Raw genomic sequence first — 22742 nt, forward strand, 5'->3', positions numbered from 1 at the left:
TCTATGGAAGACTTCTACTCGCCGGTCGCTGAGTTTTACGATCTGGTTGGTCGCGCGCACTCCGCGGGTGAAACCGCGCTGCGTGAGCGGCTGTCGGCATTCACCGATATTCACGACCCGGTGCTGGATATCGGCGCTGGCACCGGACGAACGGTGCAGGCGATAGCCGAAACCGTGCCGCTGGTGGATATTCTGGCGGTGGAGCCAGCCCCGGCCATGCGCGCGGTGCTGACCCATTGCGTGGCGCAAAGGCCGGAGCTGCGGCGGCGCGTCACGATTATCCCGGACACGGTGGACAAGCTGCAGCTACCCGAGCGGCTGGGCGCGGTCGTGGCCTTCGGGGTGCTGGGACACCTGACGACGGAGGCGCGTCAGGCGCTGTGGTCAATATTGCTGCCGCGGCTCGCACCCGGCGCGCCGGTGTTCGTGGAGCTGCTGCCGGTCGAAAAACCGATGGTATTGCCGACGATGACGTTGGCCAGTGAAACGATCGGCCAGCGTCACTATCACGCGACCCTCGAGGGTGAGCCTGGACCCAACGACACCATGCTGCTGACTTCATGCTGGACGGTTAGCGGCGGACCCTGCGCCACGCAGGTGATCCGTAACCGGAGCGTCTGGCATACCTTTGGCCTGGACGATCTCGCCCGCGAAACCGGGCTGCATGCTGAACGTCTGACTGCGCAGGCGGGGGTGCTGTATGTCTGAACCGATTGCCTCCCCCGATCGTCGTATCCTGCCGGAGGAGATGCGCTGGCCGGTGGCGTTGGCCGAGCGCTATACGCAACGCGGCTACTGGCAGCCGGAAACGCTCGGTCAGTTGATTCTGCAATGGCGGCAGTATGGTGACCGAACCGCCCTGATCGAACCGGGCCGCAGCTGGAGTTATCACCAGTTAATCAACCAGGCATGTCGTTTCGCCGGTGAACTCAGGCGGCGAGGGATGCAAAGCGGGGAAACGGTCGTTATTCAGTTGCCCAACGGGGCCGATTTCGTGGTGGCCTTGTTCGCGGCGATCCTCAACGGGGCGGTGCCCGTGCTGATGTTGCCGGCTCACCGCCAGCGTGAAATCCTGCGCGTGGTGGAGCTGGCGCAGGCGCGCTGGTTCCTGAGTGACGCCGAACAGGCGGGAATTGAGGCGCAGAGCCTGCGCGCTAAGGCACCCGACTGTCATAGCCTGCTCTCAACGGCGGAGCAGCGTTTTGCCGCCAGCCAGGCTCCGGCGATAGAGGAATTGCCTCCCGGCGATGCGCCCCAGCATATTGCTTTGCTGCTGCTTTCCGGCGGTACAACCGGCTTACCCAAGCTGATCCCCCGCACCCATGCCGATTATCACTACAACTTCCGCGCCAGCGCCGCGCTTTGCCACGTCCAGCCGGATGACCGTTACCTGGCCGTGCTTTCAATGGCGCATAACTTTCCCCTCGCCTGTCCGGGCATCCTCGGGATCTTTTCCCGCGGAGGCTGCGTGGTGGTCCCGGCCACCGTCGCCGCTGAGGACGCGTTTGACGCGATTCATCAGCACCGCGTGACGCTCACGGCGCTGGTCCCTTCGCTGGCAACGTTATGGCTGGAAGCGGCGGAGTGGGAACAACCCGACCTTAGCTCGCTGAGGCTGGTTCAGGTGGGGGGCGCGAGGCTGGGAGCCGATGCCGCCCGCCAGCTGCTGGCCCGGTGGGGATGCCAGCTGCAGCAGGTGTTTGGCATGGCGGAAGGGCTGCTGAACTACACGCGACTGGATGACTCACCTGAGCTGATTACCACCACGCAGGGCCGACCGCTATGCGACGATGATGAGATCCGGGTGGTTGACGAGCAGGGCCTGCCGGTGATTAGCGGACAGGCCGGGGAATTGCTGGTTCGCGGGCCTTACACCATCCGCGGCTACTATCGCGCGCCTGAACACAATCGTCGGGCGTTTGCCGCCGGGGGGTTCTACCGCAGCGGCGACCGGGTACGGCAGTTGCCAGGCGGCGAGCTGCTGGTGGAGGGGCGAACCCGCGACACGATCAACCGCCACGGGGAGTCGGTCGCCGCCGATGAAATCGAGGAGTGCCTGCGGGCGCATCCGCTGGTACGCGACGTGACGGTGCTGGCGGATGCGGTCGGAGAGCAGCAGGAAGCGATCCATGCGGTCGTCATCGCCCATTCCCCTCTCACGCTGGCCGAGATGCGGGCGTTTCTTGAACAGCAGCAGGTCGCGCCATTTAAATGGCCGGATCGGCTGACGCTGGTTGATGCTTTCCCGCTGACGCCGATTGGCAAAATCAATAAACAAGCGCTGGCAGCCCGGCTGGCGGTTTAACTTTCAGGAGTCAACATGACGGATACACGCACCGAACTTCGACTCAACCTGCCTGCAGATCGGACGCTGGCCGCGATTGTCAGCCTTATCCGGCAGAATCCGACGGAGGATTACTATGTCTATGAACGGCCACCATGCTGGTATGTGGGCCTGGGTAAACGGGCGAGTTTAACCCTTTCACCCGATGGCTCGCAGGCCATAACCGAGAGCGAAGAGGGCTGTCAGACAGCGCCCGTCACCTCATCGCTGGCGGATTACGCCCGTCAGTTCCGTGCGCAACATGCCAGCGCAGGGCAACGCGTCTTCGGTATGGCCGGATTTAATTACGCGGCCTACATTCGTGGGATCGCGTTTCCGGCCGGCGAGTGGCCACTGCTGTCTCTCCTGGTGCCGCGTGATGAACTGGTTTTTGACGCGGGGGAAGTGACGATCCTGGCGCAGAGTGCTGACCAATGCCAGCGCCTCGCCCGGCAATTACAGGACATCTTACCGGCACCGGCTGGCGGCGCGCTGCTGGCCGATCTGACCGCGCAGGGCAAAGATTATCAGCACCAGGTGACACGCGCGCTTGAAGAGATCGCCGCCGGCGAATACACCAAGGTGATTGTGTCGCGCGCTCTGGCGCTTGCCGAGCGCATCGACATGCCCGCTACCCTCTGGCGCGGGAGAATGTCCAATACCCCGGCACGCAGTTTCCTGCTGCAGCAGGGGGCGTTTGCCGCGACCGGTTTTAGCCCGGAGATGGTGGTGACGGTGGAGCAGGATATCGTCACCAGCGAACCTCTGGCTGGCACCCGCGCGCTATCCGGTTCGGCGGGTGAAGATGCTTACAATCGGGCTGAGCTGCAAAGCGATAGCAAAGAGATTGTGGAACACGTTATCTCGGTCAAAGCGGCGATTGGGGAGCTGGAAACGCTGTGCGTGCGTGACTCCGTGGCGGTCACCGACCTGATGTCGGTACGCGAAAGGGGGAGTGTGCAACATCTGGGATCTCAGGTGTGCGGCAAACTGGCGTCGGGGCGCGATGCCTGGGACGCTTTTGATGTGCTGTTCCCGGCGATCACCGCATCCGGTATTCCTAAGCTCCCGGCACTGGCTGCCATCCTTCGCCTGGAAGCGATGCCGCGTGAGCTTTACTCCGGCGCGATACTGATGCTGGAAGGCGATCGCTCGTTCGAGGCGGCACTGGTTCTGCGTAGCGCATTTCAGGATGCGCAGAGAAGCTGGATCCAGGCCGGGGCCGGGGTGATTGCTCAGTCGAACGCATTACGTGAGCTGACGGAGACCTGCGAAAAACTTTCCAGCGTGGCGCCTTACCTGGTGGTTTCGCAGGCGAAATGATGGATGACGCCTGACTCAACTGGCACGAGATCTATTGGTATTTTCTGGTTAATTAACCTGTTGCGGATGCGCCCTCTTCGGCTGAGGAGGGCGCGGCTATCATAGCGTCTGACCGGTTTGTTTGTTGTATGGGGAGAGTGTCAGGAAAGCGTCATCAATTGATAATGATTATTATTTACATATTTATAAACCCCAGTATGATGATTCCCTGAGTTTCGTTTCGGGAACTAAGCACCTGGCGAGTTCGCCAGCCGGGTACTTACAAAAGAGGGTTTTTTATGCAATCCACTCACCAGTTACATTCTCTGCAGCAGTTAACCGATATGGCGCACAAATGGGGCTACGACTACGAGCTGGCAAATACCAACTGCTCGGTTCGTCAGTCTGGCGAGTTTGAAGGGACAATCAAAACGGTCACGCTGCCCTACGGCGTCAACCTCTGTCTCAATGAGCTGACCGCCAACGGTGACGACCATCGCAGCGGCACGCTTCACCATTGTTTGACTATTTTACTGACGCTCGGCGGCGATGAACCCAACTATCATCTTGATGACGGCAGTCCGTTGCCGGCGGAAAGGGGCATGGCGAAGGTGATTGCCACCAAAGATCGTATGCGCCTGTGGTGCCGCAATCCACGTGGACATCATTGCCGCAGCCTGGTGATTCAGGCGGCGCCGGATCGTATCAGCGATAAAGAGCTGGCGGATCAGGTCGAACGTATTTTGCAACGTAACCATGTCTTCAGCTTAATCATCCCGCAGTACACCATCGATCGGGCCAATGAGCTGTTTGGCTTTTGCGATAACTGCGTGATTGGTCGGCTACAGACCCATAGCTGCGTACTGGATCTGATGGCCCAGGTGCTGCGCGCGGCGAATCCGGATTTACCTCAGGTGGGGGTGATGGCGCCGCATCGCGATGTGACGCGGATGCTGAAAGTGCGGGATAAGCTGGTCACGGAACTGGACTGCAACCATTGCCTGTGTGACCTGGCGCGTGATGTTGGCATCAGCGTCAGCGCCCTGAAAAGTAAGTTCCAGGCGGTCATGGGGCAGTCGGTTTTCGCCTTCCTGCGCGACCAGCGCCTGACCCGTGCCCGCCAGGGATTAGAGTCAGAAGGGTGGACGGTAAAGCAGGCCGCCTACTATGTTGGTTATCAGCATCCCAGTAACTTTTCAACGGCCTATCGGCGCAAATTTGGTATGCCCCCGCGCGACTCTCTCAGCCTCTGACTGGCTGAAAACATAACTCATTTGGCTTTGCTCATAGCTGAGTTAACTAGGGTGTCGTATGACCACCCCCATATAATTGTGACAGATATAAAACGATTTTTTTGTTTCTGTTTCAGCACCATGGGGATGGTCATGCGCACCAGTTCACACCAGCTTCGCTTAAAACAAAATCTACCTGCCACCATTAAACCGCTCTGCCTGCTGTGCGGTCTGGCGATTTCAGCCCCGGCTTTTACCGCGGAACAAACCACCGATAGCAAAAAAGAAGAAACCCTGGTGGTGACAGCCCGTAAGGTGAAAGAGGATCCGTTGAAAGTCCCGGTCAGCATGACCTTGTTCGATCGCCAGACGCTGGGCGATCGCCGCATTGATGATGTGGAGCACTTAATCCGTGACGTGCCAAACATCAGCTTCAGCTCGCTGGGGGATATGCGCTCAACCTATATGTCGATCCGTGGGGTCGGGCCGATGGCCCAGCCGCTCGGCTTTGATGATACGTCGGTCGTGACCTATATCGATGGCGTGCCGCAACCGGCCTTCGGTTCGGATCTGCGTTTCCTGGATGTTGAACGGATTGAAGTCTTGCGCGGCCCGCAGGGCACGGTGTTTGGACGCAATGCGCAGGCGGGGGCGATTAACATCACCACGCGCCAGCCTGGCGATACCTTTGAAGGCACATTGCGTGCGGAAGCGGGCCTGAACAGCGAATCCGAGAACGTGGGCCAGCTGACGGTTTCCGGGCCACTGATTGAGGACCGCCTGGGCGGGCGCTTCTCCGCCGCCTATTCCAACCTGGGCGCCGATGTGGATAACAATGCGCCGGGTGGCAAGCTGGGCAAGGTGGAAACCGGGGTGTTCCGTGGTTCGCTGGTCTTCACCCCCGACGACCGTACCCGCTTCGTGCTGACCGGCAACTACGAGCGGGACAACAACACGCCGTCAAACTTCATTCTCAAAAATGGCCCGAACTTCCCCACGGTAGAGCTGACTCCTAAAGGCTGGGTCGATCGCGAGATTTCCGGTCTGTCATTAACCGCCAGCCGTCAGCTTGATCGGATGCAGTTCACCTCCGTATCCGCGGTGAACCATTACGATTTTAAAAACCTGACCAATAACTCCGAGGCGCTGACGTATAGCAAAGTGTTCGGTATGCCGACGTCGGCGTTTATTCCAGCCACCGACTGGAGTACTTATGACGAAAGCCAGAACAGCCTGTACCAGGAGCTGCGCCTGAGTAGCCTCGATGACGCGGATATTGTCTGGGTCGGCGGCATCAACTATCTGCATGACAGCTACAAGCTGACCACCAAATATGATTCCGCGTTCTTCGCTTCCACCAACGGTACGCGTAACGGGGATTACACCACCAACAGCTATGCCGCTTTTGGCGAGGTGACGGTACCGCTGTTTGGCTCCGAGAAACTGAAAGGGACGTTAGGCGGTCGCTACACCCACGACCGTAAAAGCTATGAATCGCTGTATCGTTCCAACGGTTTCCCCGGGACGGTGGCCTCCTTCAATCAAAGCGGGGTGCTGAATTACGACATGGTGACAGGCCGCGCGGCGCTGAGTTATGACCTGACCGATGACTCGACGATCTATACCAGCGTCGCACGCGGCGCGAAAAGCGGCGGTTTCCCTAATTTTACCAACAACGCACCCAGCGGCTTGAAGGATGAGCCTTATAAGGATTCCTCTTCCTGGAGCTACGAGATCGGCAGCAAAAACCGTTTCCTGGACGGGCGTGCCGAACTGAACGCCTCGTTGTTCTATAACATCGTAAAAGATGAAAACCTGTTCGCGCTGGATTCCGCGTCATTCACCTTTGTGCCGAAGCCGATGGATACCCGTAACTATGGCGTGGAGCTGGAAGGCTCGCTGCAGCTGGCTGAGCACTGGAAGGTCAGCGGCGGGGCGGGTTACACCCATACGGAACTACGTAATGTTTCGGATGATGTCGCGGCCTCATCCGGCGCACGCGATGGCAACCGGGTACCGGCGGTACCGAAATTCAACACCAACCTGACGCTGCAATACTATGATTCTGCCGCCTGGCTGGGGCTGCCGGAAGCCAATATCTTCGCCCTGGCGCAGCATCAGTATGTCGGCAGTCGTGAAGCGGATGTCGGCGGCCACTTCAAGCTTGATGCCTACCAACTCTACAACGCCAAAGTGGGTCTGGAATTCTCCTCCTTTGATGTCTATGTCTTTGGTCAAAACCTGACGGATGAACGTCCGCAGTACATTGGTCTGTACTACGGCCCGGGCAGCGAGGCGGTCACCGTTGGACATGGACGTGTGTTGGGCGTCGGCACGCAAATAAAATTCTGATTACGCGCTGCGCCCGGATTGGTATCCGGGCGCGTCATTCAGTTTTCCCGGATGCAAATATGATGAAATTACGCCTGTCAGGGTGGCTGTTCCTGGGTGTGACAATGGCTCTGCCCGCCGCGCAGGCTGCCGCTGAGCGTACTCTCCGGGTGGTGATGTTGGGCAGCCAGAGCGAAACGCTCGATTACGGGCGCGCGCAAACCTATTACCCCTGGGTAGTGACCGGCAATGTCTGCGATGTGCTGGTGGCGGATAGGCAGGGCAGTCCCGACTATCAGTTGAGTCGTGCCATTACCCCCAATCAGGATGCCACGCGCTGGACCGTCTCACTGCGTTCCGGGGTGCGCTTTTCCGATGGATCGCCGCTGACTGCTGATGATGCGCTGGCGAGCCTGCGCTTTCTGGCCGCCTCTCCCGGTTTTGCCGGATTCTTCAGCGATGTCGATATGCAGGCCAGCCATGTTGTTAATGCCGAAGCGCTGGAGCTGGTTCTTACCCGGCCACGTGCCGATCTGGTCACCACCGTGCTGACCGCCGCCAGTATGGTATGGAAACAGGGGCGGGGCGATGCGGCGATCCCGGTATGCAGCGGCCCGTATCAGGTCACCTCCTTCAATGCACAGAACGGGGCGTTGCTCAGCCGCAACCCTTATGCATGGCATCCTGCGGCGTGGTTTGATCGCATTGAAATTCGCCCGCTGGCCGATGCCACGGCGCGGGTGAACGCGCTGCTGAGCGGCGCGGCAGACTATGCCTTTGATATACCGGTCAGCAGCGCCCGCAGCGTAGACGGACGCCAGGGCTGGCAAATCATCCGCAGCGGTGTGGCGAATGCCAGCGGTTATTACTTTGCCATGAATACCAGGGTAAAACCGTTTGACGACGTTGAGGTCCGGCAGGCGCTGAAAACGCTGGTGAACCGTCAGCAGCTGCTTGATGTGGTCCTCGGCGGCTATGGCTATCGCGGGAATGACGTTTTCGGCCAGGGGCTCAGTGGTTTTGACAACCAGCTCCCTCAGCGCCAGACCGATGCTACCGAGGCGCAGGCGCTGCTGCGCAAAAAAGGGATCACGCAGCTGACCTTGCTGACCGCCGATCTGACCCCAGGGCTGAACGACGCGGCAGAACTATTACGCCAGCAGCTGGCCGACGTGGGCGTTACCCTCAGGGTTGAGACGGTGGCTGCGGCTGATTATCTGGGGGATATTTCACGTCTCCATCAGGCGCAGATGTTATCGATGTATGCGTTAAATCGCCCCTTCCTGGCGGCGATCCCGATGCTGTTCGGTGATGACAACCCCTATAACTATGGCGGGTGGTATCCGGACGATTTTGCGGCAGGGGTTGAGCAGGCGCGTAAAACGCTCGATCCGCAGCGCCAACAGCAGCAACTCGACCAGTTACAACAACAGTTGTGGCAACAGGGGCCGTATTTGCTCTGGGGGTATCGCGATCAGCTTTCGGCGGCGGTGACGGCTTTGCAGGGCGTTGAGCTCAACCAGGGGATCCCCCTGTTCCGCAGCGCCCGGATGGCGGCCGGCCAATGATGGCCAGATTTGTCCTCTGGCGTCTGCTCAGCACTCTGCTGCTGCTGTGGCTGGCGAGCATGTTGATCTTCTTCACCCTGGCGCTGGCGCCCGGAGATGCCGCAGTGCAGGCATTGGGCGAACGCGCCACCCCGCAGGCGTTGCAGACGCTACGGCATCAGTTCGGCCTCGATCGGCCCGTCGCCGCAAGGTACTGGCAGTGGCTTAGCGGTATTCTGCGCGGCGATCCCGGCATCTCTTTGACCAGCCAACAACCGGTAGCCGATATTATCGCTCCCGCCGCACGGCGGAGCGGGCTGCTGGCGCTGCTGGCCGCCTGCGGGATGCTGCTGCTGGGAGGCACCGGCGGTGTGCTGGCGGCGATGCATCGCGATCGCTGGCAGGACCGGTTGCTGTCATTCATCGCGATGAGTGGATTAAGCACCCCGGAATTTATTGTTGCCACGCTGATGATCCTGCTGTTGGCGGTTGGGGCGGGGTGGTTCCCGGCGGTATCCCTGCTGCCGGCTTCCGGCAATATCAGCGACCAGTGGTCGATTCTGGTTCTCCCCGCGTTGACTCTGGCACTGATCGGCGGCTGTTATTTGCTGCGTATGATACGCGCCTCGTTGATAAGGCTGACTGCCGCACCCAACATTCTTAGCGCCCGCCTTAACGGCGTGCACGGGCTGACTCTGGTGGCCCGCCATTTGCTGCCTCAGGCCGCGGGGCCGCTGGCCCAGTTATTTGCCGCCAGTTTACCCTACCTGATTGGCGGCGCCGTGGTGGTGGAACGCGTATTTGGCTTTCCCGGCCTCGGCGAGCTGCTGCTGACGGCGCTGAATACCCGTGATGCCATTTTGCTTCAGGGGGTGGCGATGCTGCTGGCGCTGATTACCGCCCTGTGTTGGTTCGCGGCGGATATCCTGGCGGTCTGGCTCGATCCCTGGCGGAGGCGCTCGTGAGAATCGTCGCTTTATTGATGATTGCCCTGATTATCTGTAGTCCGTGGCTGGCCCCCTATAACCCACAGCGTAGCCTCGGTCTGGCCTGGCAACTGCCGGATGAAAGACTGTGGCTGGGCAGCGATGGCCTGGGGCGGGATGTCTTGAGCCGGCTGCTGAGCGGTGGTCGCAATATTCTGCTGTTCCCCCTGTTGTGCGCATTGTGCTCCTCATTTTTAGGCAGCCTGTGTGCGCTGCTGCTGGTTGCTTTGCCCGATCGCGGCAGAAGGCTGGTGGTGTTACTGGACCCGCTACTGTACATGCCCCCGCTGCTGGTACTGATTGGGGTGATCTATGCCTTTGGCAACGGGCAGGTCGCGCTGTTGATCGGGATTACGTTACTCAATATCCCTTTTACCCTGCGCTACGTACGTTCGCTGGCGGATCCCGTCCTCGATACCGGTTATGTCGAGGTCGCGCGTGCGGCAGGCGATGCGCTGCCGTTACTGTTATGGCGCGAAGTCCTGCCGGTGATTGTTCCCGGTATCCTGGCAGATGGGACAACCCGTTTAGTCGCTGCGATTTACCTGCTCGCCTCGGCCAGTTTTCTCGGTATCGCCACTCCCGGCGGGATCGACTGGGCGTCAATGGTGCGCGACGGGTTGCCCGGACTGATGCTCAATCCCTGGGCGGCGCTGTTACCTGCGCTTGGTATCGCGCTGGTGGTGGTGGCGATGAGTTTGCAGACTGACCGCTGGAGCAAGGGCTGATGCGTTGGGTGGTGCAGGTTTCCGGCCTGACGATCCGCAACCCGCAGGGCGATGCGGTGTTGCAGGACATTAACTTTGAGCTGGCCGCGGGTGGTTCGCTGGCGCTGATTGGCAGCAGCGGGGCAGGGAAAAGTACCCTTGGGCGCGCGCTGCTGGGTGACCTGACCTCCGGGCAGCGCCACGCCGGCGGGCAGATTATCTGCTGCGGATGCGAGGTATTGCAGGCGACGCCTCGCCAGCTCCGGCAGCTCAGATTCAGGCATACCGCCTGGCTCGGCCAGGACCCGGCACAGGAGCTGACGCCAGGTATGTCGGTGCGGCGTCAGCTTAATGAATTTCATCATGGCGATGCCAACGCCATTAGCGAGGTGCTGGCTTCACTCGGATTGCCGCAGGATAACGCTTTCCTGCAACGTTTCCCCCACCAGCTTTCCGGCGGGCAGCGTCGTCGGGTCGCCCTCGCTCGGGTGTTATTGAAGCGCCCGCAGCTCCTCATTCTCGATGAGCCCTTCGCCGGATTAGATCGGCGACATCGTGAGCAGATGATGGCGGAACTGCGTCAGTTACAGCGGCAATATCGCTTTGCCCTGTTGCTGATCGGTCACCAACTCAGCGCCGTGGCGGAGATAGCGCAGCGGATGCTGGTACTGCATAACGGGCAGCTGCTGGAATATGGCGACACCCGGCAGCTTTTCGCCGCTCCCCAAAGCCCGCTGCTGCGCGCGTGGTTGTCTCCTGTGACCTGGCCGCGACCGGTAGCCACTCAGGGTGAGCCACTGCTGCGGGTTTCGCGCTGGCATCCGGGGCATTCCCGACAGACCGCGTTGCCAGAGCTGAGTTTCGCGCTGCATCCGGGGCAGTGCCTTGCGGTCACCGGGCCATCCGGCATTGGCAAAAGCACCCTCGCGCGATCGCTGGCGGGTCTAAATCCACCCCATCAGGGCGCTATCACCCTTGGCGATCGAGCGCTGGCGAGCGATGTGCGCCGGCGCTCTCGCGAACAGCAGCGCGCCATCGCGCTGGTGCCTCAGGACCCAGCCCATTCGCTGCACCCGCTATGCAGCGTTGGACAACAGCTACAGCAGGCGCTCGATCGGTACCGATTATCCCACCCAGGCAGCGTGGCCGCGCTGCTGCACCAGGTCGGACTGCCCGGCGATTACGCCCGCCGCTTGCCACGAGAGCTCTCTGGCGGCGAACAGCAGCGCGTGGCGCTGGCGCGGGCGCTGGCAGGTCAGCCCAGCGTGCTTATCTGCGATGAAGTGACCTCGGCGCTGGATGTGCTCAGCACCCGCACGATTCTGCAACTGCTGAGTCAGCTACTGACGCAGGGCATGGCAGTGCTTTTTATTACCCATGATTTACCGGCAGCCAGACAGATTTGCACCGCAGGTCTGCATCTCAGCAGCGATGATGCTGATTCAGGCGCGGTGTTTGACAAGGAGATTTGTGATGACTTCAACATGCGAGACTGAACCTCAGCAGGTCGGGCTATTACGACCGGTTCGCGGCTGGATTGCGCTGGCGGTGGTACTTCAGGTGGGTTCATCGGCGCTGGTGCTGGCCCCGCTGATTGGTCTGACTGAACTGGCGCGGGTGCTGATGAGCGCGCAGGCAGATCGCGCGGCCCTGGCCTGGCATATCGTGAAAATATCCGCTTTCTGCCTGGGCGGAGGATTGGCGTTGCGCGGGCTGGCCGATCTCACGACGCACCTCGCTGATAATGCATTCTCCTTGTGGCTGCGCCGCCAGTTAGCGCGTCGTATGGCGCACGCGCCGCTCAGTTGGTTCAGCGCCAACAGCAGCGGCAGGATTAAGCAGGGTATGCAGGATGACGTGACCGCCATTCATCACCTGGTGGCGCACTCCTATCTGAATCTGGCAAACGCCGCCGCCACCCTTCTGTGCGTCTACGGCTACCTGCTGTTCATCGATTGGCGGATGACGCTGATTACCTTGATTCCGCTACCGTTCTTTTTTCTGCTCTATCGCCAGATTATGCGTGCCAGTCAGGCCAAAATGGCGGAATACGGCCAGGAGCTGGAGCAGGTCAATCGCTCGGTGGTGGAGTTTGTCCAGGGCATTCCGGTGGTGAAAACCTTCGGCCAGCATGGCGTTGCTCATCAGGCATATCGCCGGGCGGTAGACAGCTTTCGCGATTTCTTTCTCGACTGGGTGCGCCCGCTGATCAAACCGGAAAGTCTCTCAGGGGTGATTATCGCGCCGATCACCTTATTGCTGTTGGTGCTGGTTGGCGGCGTCACCTTTATTCATTTCGGCTGGATGGATATCTGGCAACTCCTGCCGTTTGCGGTGCTGGGGCTGGGGATCTCGGTGCCTATTGGCACGTTAAGCAGCAGCGCACAGTCGCTGCAGATGGCGAAGGGGGCTTTTACTCGCCTGGCCGGGTTACTGGCGATCCCTCAACAAAAGGAGCCGGAGCGGGTGATGCTCAATGCGGGCAACCAGGTGCGTTTTGATCGCGTCAGCTTCAGCTACGGGCCCGAACGCCAGATTCTGCATGACATCTCGCTGAGGCTGGAACCCGGTACGGTAACGGCGCTGGTTGGCGCATCCGGGGCGGGCAAATCAACGCTGGCGAAGTTACTCCTGCGCTTTGCCGAACCCGACGCTGGGCGGATTATGCTGGGGGGTGTCGATCTGGCGAATATCGCGACCGACCATCTCTATCGCCAGATTGGCTGTGTCTTTCAGGAGGTACGACTGCTGCGACTCAGCATCAGAGACAACATTGCCCTGGGTCATCCGCAGGCAACCGATCGGCAAGTGATTGCCGCGGCGCAGGCAGCCAATATCCATCAACGCATTCTGCAATTGCCGCGCGGCTATCAGTCGGTCTATGGCGAAGATGCCCGCCTGTCGGGCGGGGAAGCGCAGCGCCTGAGTATTGCCAGAGCGCTACTCAAGGAGCCGCAGCTGCTGGTGCTGGATGAAGCCACGGCACAGGCTGATGCCGAATCAGAAGCCGCCATTCAGGACACGCTCTCCCGGCTCATTTCTCAACAGGGTAACCGCTCGCTGCTGGTGGTGGCTCACCGCCTCGCGACGGTGGTTAACGCCGATAATATCGTGGTGCTGGCGCAGGGACGTATTGCGGAACAGGGAACGCATAGCCAGCTGCTGGCTAACAAGGGGGAATACGCGCGTCTGTGGCAGGCGCAGTTCTCACCATCAAAGGAGGAGGTATGCTGCTGACCCGTCTCTCGTCACTGCTGGGCAATGATAACGCCAGGGTTCTGCGACGTTACCTGATCCTGATGGTGCTTTTCTGCCTGGTGCAGGGGATCGCTTTTGCGATGGTCGTGCCGATCGTCCAGGCGCTATTGCAGGCTGATATCACGCGGGCGACATGGTGGTTATTGCCGCTCACGCTGGGTACGCTGCTCGCCTGGTATCTTAACTACGTTGCCTCGTTGGGCGGCTTCAAGGTGGCCATCGCGCTACTGAATACCTTACGTCACCGCATTGGCGACCATGTGGTGACTCTGCCGCTGGGCTGGTTCAGTCCCGCCAATACCAGCCAGCTTGGCGTGCTGCTCAGTCAGGGGGTGATGGAAATCCTGGGGCTGCCCGCCCATCAATTAAGCCCGTTAATGCGCGCCACCTTGACACCGCTGGTGGTGGTGGCGATTACCTTTTTCTTCGACTGGCGTATCGCGCTGATCGCGCTGGTGATTTTTCCGCTGGTGGCGCTGGTTTACTGGTGGGCGGGCAGGCTGGGTCGCGCCGCGGACGAAGCCGTTCACCATGCCACGGCAGAAGCCAGCGAACGTATGCTTGAGTTTGCGCAGAACCAAATGGTGTTGCGAACTCACGGCTGCGGCGAACAGGGACATGCCAATTTTGATGCGGCCTTAGTGGCGCAAAATCGGGCCAGTAAACGCCAGCTGTGGCTGGTGCTGCCGCCGTTACTGGCGAACTCCTGGCTGGCGCAGCTCAGTTTCCTGACGTTGATGGCCAGCGTCACCTGGCTGGGGCTGGCCGATAACGATCCGCAGCAGCTGGTCACGCTGCTGGCGCTGCTGGTGCTGATTAACCGGGTGATTGATCCCCTTACCGAAGTGGCCGCCTATGGTTCCGGGATCCGTATGGCCTCTGCCCAAATGGATGCGGTGGAACGGGTACTGGCCGAGCAACCGTTGCCGCAGGCCGACGATCCGCAGCCATACAGCGGCGAGGCCAGCATTCAGCTGCATAACGTGACCTTTGGCTATCAACCCGAGCGGCCGATCCTGAAAAATGTGTCGGTTACGCTGCCCGCCAACACCACCACGGCGCTGGTGGGCCTCTCTGGCGCCGGTAAAACCACCCTTATGCGTTTGATCGCGCGTTTCTTTGATCCCGACGGCGGCAGCATTACGCTGGGAGGCACCGATCTGCGCCAGTTAAGCAGTCGCGAGCACATGTCGCTGATCGCGCCAGTCTTTCAGGACAATTATCTGTTCAGCGGCACCCTGCGGGAAAACGTATTGATTGGCAATCCGCACGCCGATGCGCAGGAAATTGCGCAGGTGGTCAGGCTGGCGCGGCTGGACGAGCTGCTGCAACGTCTGCCGGATGGCTGGCAAAGTCAGGTTGGCGAGGGCGGCGGCCTGCTTTCCGGCGGTGAACGCCAGCGTGTCGCCATCGCTCGCGCATTGTTGAAAAACGCGCCGATATTGCTGCTGGATGAGGCTACCGGCGCTCTTGACGCAGAGAATCAGTCCGCGATCGCCGCCGGATTACAGTCTCTGCACCATCGTTGTACGTTGCTGGTCATTGCCCATCAGCTCTCGACCATCCAAAACGCTGACCAGATTCTGGTGCTGGATCGGCAGCACATTATCGAACAGGGCAACCATCAGCAATTACTGGCCGCAGGCGGTCGCTATGCCGATTTCTGGCAGGCGCGTAACCGTGCTGAAGGCTGGCGTCTGCAATAAACCGGGGAGGTAACGATGTCCGAAGCGATTATCAACAGTGAACAGGCCGCGCAGTTTTGGCCGCTGCCTGACGTGGATCTGACCAATCTGGACCTGTTCAGCCGCGGGTTTCCACATCAGGTATTCACCGACCTGCGTCGCCACCACGGGGCATTGTTCCATCCCCGGACGGCGCTAACGCCCGATGGCGAAGGATTTTGGGTGTTTACGCGCTATCACGACATTGCGGCCATCGCGAAAGATAACGACACCTTCTCCTCCGCCGGTGGCGGCGATCGGCAGGGCGGGGGCACCATGATTGAGGATTTGCCGCGGGAAATGGGGCCGGGATCGGTAATCAATATGATGGACGATCCGCGCCATAAGGCGCTACGCAGATTGATTGCTCCGGCCATCACCAATGCCCGTGTGGCGGCGATGGAGGATGTTCTGTTTGCCGCAGCAGGGGCTGCCGTACAGGCCGCGCTCCAGCAGGAACGTGTCGATTTCGTCTCTGCCATCGCGGCAGAGCTGCCGCTGTTTGCTATCGCCAGTTTAGTCGGTATCCCACACGACGATCGCCATCAGATTTTTGCGTGGATTAACGCCGTGCTGGACTATTCGGACCGTCAGTTGGGGGAAACCAGCATCAGTAGCCAGCAGGGGATGAAGAACTTTATGGCCTACGGGCATAAGTTCGTCGAAGAGAAACGCCAGAACCCAGGCAGCGATATTGTGTCGCTGGCCGTGACAGGCGAGCTACCCAAAGGGCTGGGAAAACTGACGCCGCTGGAGCAGTTGATGGTGTTCAGCGTGGTCATGGTGGCGGGGCTGGAAACCACGCGTAACGCCATTGCCGGCGGTATTCTGGCATTTATTCACCATCCAGAGCAGTGGCTGCGCCTGCAACAGGACGACGGCCTGATGAATTCAGCGCTCGACGAAATACTGCGTTGGACTTCACCGACCCCCTATAACCGTCGAACGGCAACGCGCGATGTGACTATCGGCGATCGGCTGATTCGCCGTGGGGAGAAAGTCACGTTATGGTGGGCGTCGGCCAACCGGGATGATGCTTATTATGAGCAACCTTTTGCGTTCGATATTGGCCGCCAGAAAAATCTGCATATGGCATTTGGGGGCGGGGGACATAGCTGTCTTGGCGCTCAGCTGGCGAGGCTGGAAATGCGCGTTATTTTGCGCCACCTGCTGGAGCAGGTGGATGGCTTCAGGCTGGATGGCGATGTTAATTGGGTGCGCAGCAATAAGCACACCGGGATTCGCAGTATGCCGGTGCGGTTTGTTAAGCGTTACTGAGAAATATTACTGCGGAAAGAGTACAGGACGACGTGGCGGATACCAGGGACGCGAACCGCCTGGATGAGCTAAAAGATACAGACCGTGATAATCGGAAACTTTGAATAGGTTTGCGGATGGTTTTAAGCTGCGGATTTTTGTGTCGCCAGGAGATATCAGGGGTTATTCCGTTATCGAACTCGCCTGACCTCAGATTCTCCCGATGCGGAGGAAAAACTGCAAATGCATCGGGAAGACTTTCACGCTGGCTTATTGAATTCGAATTAAACAGGGATTCGCAAAGCGGCATGAAAACAAGAATTTGGCTCCTCTGACTGGACTCGAACCAGTGACATACGGATTAACAGTCCGCCGTTCTACCGACTGAACTACAGAGGAATCGTGTGAACGGGGCGCATATTAACGGCGGCGCTCCACCTTGTCAAAGGCTGAATCATCGGAATGAGTTTGACTGCTGACAATTTCAGCAGTCGGGTGATGTTCACGCAGTTTTACGCCGCTGCGCACCGCGATGGTGCAAATGTACCCCTAATGGGGCATATCGTAATCTGCTTACCGGGCAAAAAAATCCCCTGCAGCAATCGGAATCGCTTATTACGCCGCGTCCGGCGGCTTTTACGCCGGGCAGAATAAAACTGGCAAGTAAATTGCAAAACCTTCTGTATCTCAATTGCCAGCGTTGGTACTGGCGTTCCTTACAGGAGGCAAAATGAACTTAAGACGACTGAAGTATTTTGTGAAAATCGTCGATATTGGCAGTCTGACCCAGGCAGCCGAAGTCTTGCATATCGCACAGCCCGCGCTGAGTCAGCAGGTTGCGACCCTGGAAGGTGAACTGGACCAGCAGCTGCTGATTCGTACGAAGCGAGGCGTCACGCCGACGGAAGCAGGGAAAATCCTTTATACCCACGCCCGGACCATTCTGCGCCAGTGCGAGCAGGCGCAGCTGGCGGTCAATAACGTGGGCCATATCCTCAGCGGCCAGGTCTCTATCGGCCTGGCGCCGGGAACGGCGGCGTCCGCCATTACTATGCCGCTGCTGCAAACGGTACGTAACGAACTTCCTGAAGTGATGGTCTATCTGCAGGAAAGCAGCGGAACGATCCTTAACGATAAGCTGCTTAGCGGTCAGCTGGATATGGCGGTGCTGTACGAGCGCTCGCCGGTTGCCGGTATCGTCAGCCAGCCGCTGCTGAAAGAGGACCTGTACCTGGTCGGTACCCGGGATTGCCCGGGGCAAAGCGTTGACCTGACGGCGGTTGCCGAGATGAATCTGTTCCTGCCCCGCGATTACAGCGCGGTGCGGGCGAGGGTGACGGAAGCCTTTACCCTGCGGCGGCTGTCGGCAAAAATCATCGGCGAAATCGAGTCTATTACGACCTTAACCGCGGCGATAGCCAGCGGAATGGGGGCCACCGTGCTGCCGGAATCCGCCGCTCGCTCGCTGTGCAGCGCCGCTAACGGTTGGATGGCGCGTATCAGCACGCCGTCCATGAGCCTGTCGCTATCGTTGAATATGTCTGCCAAGGGAAGCCTGTCGCCGCAGGCGCAGGCGGTGAAGGAAATTTTGCTGTCGCTGGTGAGCCGCCCTTCGCTGGAGAACCGTGAACTGCTGCTGGTGAGTTAATGTATATTCCTGAATGGAATAAGTTGCTGGTTTTTATTATTTGTTAGCAGGGACAACAGACTCTAACAATAGAGCATATGTTATGTCTGATAGCCCGGAGGAAAGGGTGAATTTCCAGCAACTAAAAATAATTCGTGAAGCGGCCCGTCAGGACTATAACCTGACGGAAGTCGCCAATATGCTCTACACATCGCAATCGGGCGTCAGTCGCCATATTCGTGAACTCGAAGAAGAGCTGGGGATCGAAATCTTTATCCGACGCGGCAAGCGTCTGCTGGGGATGACGGAACCGGGTAAAGCGCTGTTATCGATTGCCGAACGCATTCTTAATGAAGCCAGCAACGTCCGCCGTCTTGCGGACCTGTTTACCAACGACGCCTCGGGCGTATTAACCATCGCCACGACGCATACCCAGGCGCGCTATAGCCTGCCGCCGGTGATTAAGGCCTTCCGCGAGCTTTTTGCCGACGTTCGCCTGGAGCTGGTGCAGGGGACGCCGCAGGAGATCGAAGCGCTGCTGCACAACGGAGGCGCCGATATCGGCATCGCCAGCGAGCGGCTGAGCAACGATCCGACGCTGGTGGCCTTTCCCTGGTTCCGCTGGCACCACAGCCTGCTGGTTCCAAAAGATCATCCGCTGGTGCAGGTGACGCCGCTCACCCTGGAAGCCATTTCCCGCTGGCCGCTGATTACCTATCGTCAGGGGATCACCGGACGCTCGCGTATCGATGAAGCCTTCAATCGCAAAGGGCTGATGCCGGATATCGTCCTCAGCGCCCAGGATTCCGACGTCATTAAAACCTACGTTGAGCTTGGCCTCGGGGTAGGGCTGGTCGCCGAACAGTCGGGCGATGCCAGAGAGTCCGACACCTTCACGCGTCTTGAAACCCGCCATCTGTTTGATGCCAATACCGTCTGGCTAGGCTTAAAGCGCGGACAGCTACAGCGTAACTACGTCTGGCGCTTTATCGAGCTGTGCAACGCCGGACTGTCGCTGGATGAAATTAAACGCCAGGCGATGGAGCCGGAAGAGACGGCGATCGATTACCAGATCTAACGGAATACCGGCAGTGGACAAGGGAACGTGGTCCACCGCCGTTAGTCGGTATATAAGATTTCGATAATAAAGCTATAATTCATTCACGATTGTCGCGACTGAGGAAGGGAAATGGTGCGGCGTGTGAAACTGCTTTGCTCTCTGTTATTTATCCTGTCAAGCCAGAGCGTTCTGGCCGTTAGCTACCCGTTGCCGCCGGAAGGAAGCCGCCTTGTGGGTAGCCCGCAAACCATCACCGTCCCGGACGGTAATACGCTCCCGCTGGAGGCGTTTGCCGCGCAGTACGGGCAAGGGCTGAGCAATATGCTCGAAGCCAATCCCGGGGTCGATGTCTATCTGCCGAAGTCGGGTTCGACGCTGATCGTACCGCAGCAGCTTATTTTGCCCGATACGGTGCGTGAGGGGATTGTGGTTAACGTCGCGGAAATGCGCCTTTACTACTATCCGCCGGAGGGGACCACGGTTGAGGTTCTACCGATAGGCATCGGCGAGGCGGGCCGCGAAACGCCGCGCAACTGGGTGACGGCGGTTGAACGTAAGCAGGAGGCGCCAACCTGGACGCCGACGGCGAATACCCGCCGCGAGTATGCCAAAAGGGGAGAAAGCCTGCCCGCATTCGTGCCTGCCGGCCCGGAAAACCCGATGGGGCTGTACGCAATCTATATCGGCAGGCTGTACGCCATTCATGGCACTAATGCCAACTTTGGTATCGGGCTGCGGGTAAGCCAGGGGTGTATCCGCTTGCGTAACGACGATATCAAGTATCTCTTCGATAACGTTCCGGTGGGGACGCGGGTGCAGATTATCGATCGGCCGGTGAAATATACCCTCGAGCCGGACGGCAGCCGCTGGCTTGAAGTTCACGAGCCGCTTTCGCGCAACCGCGCGGAATACGAATCAGACCGAAAAGTGCCGCTGCCTATGACCACGGGGCTGCAGGCGTTTGTGCAAGGAGAGGGCGTTGAGGCTAACCGGGCCAGCGAGGTCATGCTGCGTCGTTCCGGAATGCCGGTGAATATCGGCTACTCAGCGATACCGTCCACGTTCGGCGGCTAGCGTAGGCGAAAGTGAGTTGAGAAAGCAAAAGCCTGCCGGGTTTCCTCCGCGGGCTTTTCTCATTTGGCTTCTCCGACGGAGCGGCCTTCCTCGCGTCCGGAAAATCGACGGCCTCAGGACGCTCCCGTTCTGCCGATCGGCCCGGAACGGTGGAGATCCGGGTATCGCGGTAAGTCTCCTGCTTATTTACTGCCGGGCTCCGGAGGGTACTCACTGAGTACGACCTGATTGCGTCCCAGCTGTTTGGCCTGATAAAGCGCCCGATCGGCCATCCGAAGAAGCCTTTCCCTGTCGCCATCGCATTCCCGCAGCCCGGCCACGCCCGCGGAGATGGTGATATGTCCTGCACGGGAGAAGGTCGCCCCGGCCATGACTCTGCGGATCCTCTCCGCCATCGTCATAGCTCCGTTAAGCGTCGAGTCTGGGAGCAGTACAATAAACTCTTCCCCGCCGAAGCGGCTGATGATATCCCCATCCCGGCAGGTCTGCTTCAGCAGGTCAGCAATACGAACCAACACGTCATCTCCCGTGTCATGCCCGAACCGATCGTTAATGGTTTTAAAATGATCGATGTCTATGGCAATCACGTACTGATTCTCCGCGTCCCCGACGCGGGCCGACTGTTCATAAAATCCCCGGCGGTTATACAGTCCGGTCAGCGGGTCCGTCATGGCCTCATCGCTCAGCGTGGCGAAGCGGGCCGATACCGAGCGGAAGCTGTTTTCCATCGCGTCCCGCAGCATGTCAGCTTCCTGATACCAGGCCCTGATCGTCGAGAGTTTTTCCGGCGATGTCAGGCCGTCCGTGGCGCGAACTCGTCCCGCAAGCTGCTCCAGCGGACGCGCAATGTAGGAGGATAAAATAGCCACGCCCCCGGCGATAAGAAGAAGGATAGCGAGAACAAACCCTGAGATTTTTTCGACCGTCCGCCATAGCATGCGGGTGACCGTATCGGCGGGGGTTGAAACGAAAATATTCCAGTTAGTTTGGTTAAGGCTGGCATAGCCGACCAGGTTTTTATGGCTTTCATAAAGCCCGGTATAGTTTCCGCTTTTATTCGCCCGCAGTGCGGCCTGGACCTGCGGAGGCAGGGGCAGGAACGAACCCTTTTGGGCCGTATCTCTGCTGAAGATAATCCGGCCATGATTATCGACGACGCTGATGGCGATGTTATCTTCATAGAAATGGAGGCTCAGAATATCGCTCAGCATGCTCTGTTTTTTCAGATAGATGCTGCCCCCTAAATACCCCAGATAGCGGCCATCGGGTGCCAGAACGGGCTGTGAGAGCAGAATCATCTCATTCCCGGCGACCGACGTGAATGGTTCGGAAATCAAGGGCGACCGCGCGGCCAGAGCGAGCTGGTTGGCGCGTGAATGCAGCGTCACTCCCGTAAGCGCCGGCAGGTATGGGGACGTCGAAACCAGTGCTGCCTGAGCGTTGACAACCCCCACAGAGTTAAAGATACCGGACTGAAGGCGAAGGCGATCCACTTCATGCTGGCTGTAAGAGAGGCTACGGATAGACGAAGCGCTCCAGGCTAACTCGCGCTGGGCAAAAGCCAGGTAACGGTCCGTCGTGTCGGCAAGCTTTCGGGCGTAGGCCTGATTGCTGTCAAGGAGTGACGCCTCAATATTGTTCCTTTGGAAAATCAGCATCGTTCCTGACAGAAGGAGTGACGTGAGTACAACGCCTCCGGTTGTGAGCAAAATAAGCAGAGGCCGGAGAAAGGGTTTTTTGCTGAACATCTGTTTACCTGTGATTCAGGCCATCCCGTTAAACTGGCTGCGGGCCGTCCCGTCCCTGGAGGGGTCAAAAATCTTCCGATATGCCTGGCAAAGGTAACAACAAGGCTCTCCTGACCTGAGACCTTGCATCGTCAGGACGCCCGCTTGCGGCGAACCGTATTCATCGCTAAAGGCTGTCGGATAAGACACGCTTAAAGGGGCTAAGCACTGGAGTTCGCCCCAGGTTCACTTCATAAAGCGCTGTATATAATACTGCGATATGCGTTGGGACATAAATAAATATGCGGCAATACTCAACGGACCGCGGCTCGTCCACTCAATCAACCGCTGGTTAAAATTTGCACATTCGGCGCCGTGGTCGGCCTCACGCCCTCTGCAGCAATCTGACTCCAGGTTATCCACAGAGTTAAGTAGCCACTTTGTGGACAGACTCAGCGCCGTGCCCGCGGGTGAGCCTGGCGGTTTTGCCGCAGGGGGAAAACGTCCCCGGCCTCAATGAATGCTGGCGCCGCGAGGCCATTCTGAATTTAGTCTGTTGATTTTTATGTATTTATTCTTTTCAGCTA

General features: G+C 59.0%; 16 protein-coding genes and 1 tRNA gene. 15 read left to right on the forward strand and 2 right to left on the reverse strand.

The features are described from left to right. Positions 1–3: 3 nt before the first annotated feature. The 12 genes from GO007_RS15215 (at position 4) to GO007_RS15270 (ending at position 16688) form a co-directional block, all read left to right on the forward strand. Positions 4–708 (forward strand): class I SAM-dependent methyltransferase, encoded by a 705-nt coding sequence (locus GO007_RS15215; protein WP_076945574.1) that lies wholly within the window; start codon positions 4–6, stop codon positions 706–708. Continuing rightward, positions 701–2305: a (2,3-dihydroxybenzoyl)adenylate synthase gene (locus tag GO007_RS15220; RefSeq protein ID WP_095101255.1), complete on the forward strand. Its 1605-nt coding sequence runs from the start codon at positions 701–703 to the stop codon at positions 2303–2305. The genes GO007_RS15215 and GO007_RS15220 overlap by 8 nt, the downstream gene beginning before the upstream one ends. Positions 2306–2320: 15 nt before the next feature. Continuing rightward, positions 2321–3646, forward strand: coding sequence for a salicylate synthase (locus tag GO007_RS15225; RefSeq protein WP_095101257.1), 1326 nt, complete (start codon positions 2321–2323; stop codon positions 3644–3646). Positions 3647–3924: 278 nt separating this feature from the next. Beyond that, a complete protein-coding gene (locus tag GO007_RS15230; RefSeq protein WP_095101259.1) occupies positions 3925–4878 on the forward strand; it encodes a helix-turn-helix transcriptional regulator in 954 nt (317 codons plus the stop codon). 132 nt (positions 4879–5010) lie between these two features. Continuing rightward, the gene (locus GO007_RS15235) at positions 5011–7209 is read left to right on the forward strand and encodes a TonB-dependent receptor (RefSeq protein ID WP_095101261.1); all 2199 of its coding nucleotides are present in this window, start codon (positions 5011–5013) and stop codon (positions 7207–7209) included. 59 nt (positions 7210–7268) lie between these two features. Next, positions 7269–8756, forward strand: coding sequence for an ABC transporter substrate-binding protein (locus GO007_RS15240; protein ID WP_095101263.1), 1488 nt, complete (start codon positions 7269–7271; stop codon positions 8754–8756). After that, entirely contained in the window at positions 8753–9700 is a 948-nt protein-coding gene (locus GO007_RS15245) for an ABC transporter permease (protein ID WP_095101265.1), read from the forward strand. Before GO007_RS15240 ends, GO007_RS15245 begins: the two co-directional genes overlap by 4 nt. Continuing rightward, the gene (locus tag GO007_RS15250; RefSeq protein WP_095101267.1) at positions 9697–10449 is read left to right on the forward strand and encodes an ABC transporter permease; all 753 of its coding nucleotides are present in this window, start codon (positions 9697–9699) and stop codon (positions 10447–10449) included. The genes GO007_RS15245 and GO007_RS15250 overlap by 4 nt, the downstream gene beginning before the upstream one ends. Next, positions 10449–11924, forward strand: coding sequence for an ABC transporter ATP-binding protein (locus GO007_RS15255; RefSeq protein ID WP_095101269.1), 1476 nt, complete (start codon positions 10449–10451; stop codon positions 11922–11924). Before GO007_RS15250 ends, GO007_RS15255 begins: the two co-directional genes overlap by 1 nt. Further along, a complete protein-coding gene (locus GO007_RS15260) occupies positions 11902–13665 on the forward strand; it encodes an ABC transporter ATP-binding protein (RefSeq protein WP_095101271.1) in 1764 nt (587 codons plus the stop codon). The genes GO007_RS15255 and GO007_RS15260 overlap by 23 nt, the downstream gene beginning before the upstream one ends. After that, positions 13656–15392: an ABC transporter ATP-binding protein gene (locus tag GO007_RS15265; RefSeq protein WP_095101273.1), complete on the forward strand. Its 1737-nt coding sequence runs from the start codon at positions 13656–13658 to the stop codon at positions 15390–15392. The genes GO007_RS15260 and GO007_RS15265 overlap by 10 nt, the downstream gene beginning before the upstream one ends. 15 nt (positions 15393–15407) lie before the next feature. Next, complete coding sequence (locus GO007_RS15270; RefSeq protein ID WP_095101275.1) at positions 15408–16688, forward strand: cytochrome P450; 1281 nt, start codon at positions 15408–15410, stop codon at positions 16686–16688. A gap of 302 nt (positions 16689–16990) precedes the next feature. On the opposite strand, the gene GO007_RS15275 is transcribed toward GO007_RS15270, so the two are convergent. Then, a tRNA-Asn gene (locus tag GO007_RS15275) sits at positions 16991–17066 on the reverse strand. 331 nt (positions 17067–17397) lie between these two features. Here GO007_RS15275 and nac point away from each other — a divergent pair. From nac to ldtA, 3 genes are all read left to right on the forward strand, one after another. Next, positions 17398–18315 carry a nitrogen assimilation transcriptional regulator NAC gene (nac, locus tag GO007_RS15280; RefSeq protein WP_041146297.1) on the forward strand — a complete coding sequence of 306 codons (918 nt, stop codon included), beginning with the start codon at positions 17398–17400 and terminating at the stop codon, positions 18313–18315. A 106-nt stretch (positions 18316–18421) separates the two neighbouring features. After that, a complete protein-coding gene (gene cbl, locus GO007_RS15285) occupies positions 18422–19372 on the forward strand; it encodes an HTH-type transcriptional regulator Cbl (protein WP_095101385.1) in 951 nt (316 codons plus the stop codon). A gap of 114 nt (positions 19373–19486) precedes the next feature. Further along, complete coding sequence (ldtA, locus tag GO007_RS15290; RefSeq protein ID WP_189339880.1) at positions 19487–20428, forward strand: L,D-transpeptidase; 942 nt, start codon at positions 19487–19489, stop codon at positions 20426–20428. 182 nt (positions 20429–20610) lie between these two features. Here the strand turns inward: ldtA and GO007_RS15295 are convergent, their stop codons facing one another. After that, positions 20611–22176 carry a sensor domain-containing diguanylate cyclase gene (locus tag GO007_RS15295; protein WP_095101279.1) on the reverse strand — a complete coding sequence of 522 codons (1566 nt, stop codon included), beginning with the start codon at positions 22174–22176 and terminating at the stop codon, positions 20611–20613. Positions 22177–22742 lie beyond the last annotated feature (566 nt).

This window comes from Klebsiella sp. 10-1 (assembly GCF_009758445.1).
Lineage (GTDB): Bacteria > Pseudomonadota > Gammaproteobacteria > Enterobacterales > Enterobacteriaceae > Klebsiella > Klebsiella scottii.